We start from the raw sequence: 1,214 nt of genomic DNA on the forward strand, positions 1-1,214 counted from the left end.
TCCTCGTCCATGATGCCCATCTTGAGGGTGTCGCGCTCCAGGCCCAGCACGTCCTCGATGCGCGTGAACAGGGTGTTGGCGAAGGCGACCTCGGCCGGGCCGTGCATCTTGGGCTTGACGATGTACACCGAGCCGGTGCGCGAGTTGCGCGGCTCATTCTCGCCCTTGTTGAGGTCGTGGATGGCGATCAGGCCGGTGAGCACGCCGTCGAGGAGGCCCTCGGGGATCTCGTTGCCCGCCTCGTCGAGCACCGCCGGGGTGGTCATCAGGTGGCCGACGTTGCGCACGAACAGCAGCGAGCGCCCGGGCAGGCGCAGGCTGCCGCCGTCGGGGGCGGTGTAGTCGCGATCCGGGTTGAGACGACGGGTGACGGTCCTGTCGCCCTTGGCGAAGGACTCGGCGAGATCGCCCTTCATCAGCCCCAGCCAGTTGCGGTAGACGCCGACCTTGTCCTCGGCGTCGACGGCGGCCACCGAGTCCTCGCAGTCCATGATGGTGGTCACCGCGGCCTCGACGAGCAGGTCCTTGACGTGGGCCGGGTCGGTCTTGCCGATGGGGTGGCTGGCGTCGATCTGGATTTCCAGGTGCAGGCCGTGGTGGGCGAGCAGCACCGCCTCGGGGGCGGCGGCGTCGCCGCGGTAGCCGACCAGCTGGTCGGGCCGCGCCAGGCCGGTCTCGCGGCCGTTGTCACGCGTGACCACCAGCTTGCCGTCGTGGATCGCATAGCCGGTGGCCTCGGTGTGGGACCCCTCGGCGAGCGGCGCGGCTTCGTCGAGCACCTCGCGGGCGTAGGCGATGACCTTCTCGCCGCGCTTCGGGTTGTAGCTCGTGCCCTTCTCGGCGCCGTCGGTCTCGGGGATCGCGTCGCTGCCGTAGAGGGCATCGTAGAGGCTGCCCCAGCGGGCATTGGCGGCGTTGAGCGCATAGCGGGCATTGTTGACCGGCACCACCAGCTGCGGGCCGGCCTGCACGGCGATCTCGGCGTCGACGTTGCGGGTGGTGACCTGCACCTCGCCCGGCTCGTCGGCGAGATAGCCCTGCTCGCGCAGGAACGCCTGGTAGGCAGTCATGTCGCGCACCGGGCCCGGGTGGGCCTGGTGCCAGGCGTCGAGCTCGCCCTGCAGGCGATCGCGCTCGGCGAGCAGTGCGCGGTTGGTGGGCGCGAGGTCGTGGACCAGGGCATCGACGCCGGCCCAGAAGGCCTCGGGGTCGAC

Annotated in this window: 1 protein-coding gene; it reads right to left on the bottom strand. The window is 70.7% G+C overall.

What is annotated here, in order from left to right; all coding sequences use genetic code 11:
- Positions 1-1,214: malate synthase G (locus tag KGQ91_RS03475; protein ID WP_224420265.1), on the bottom strand; the 1,214-nt coding region annotated here is incomplete at both ends.

It is taken from the genome of Modicisalibacter tunisiensis (genome assembly GCF_020148005.1).
In the GTDB taxonomy this organism is placed as follows: domain Bacteria; phylum Pseudomonadota; class Gammaproteobacteria; order Pseudomonadales; family Halomonadaceae; genus Modicisalibacter; species Modicisalibacter tunisiensis.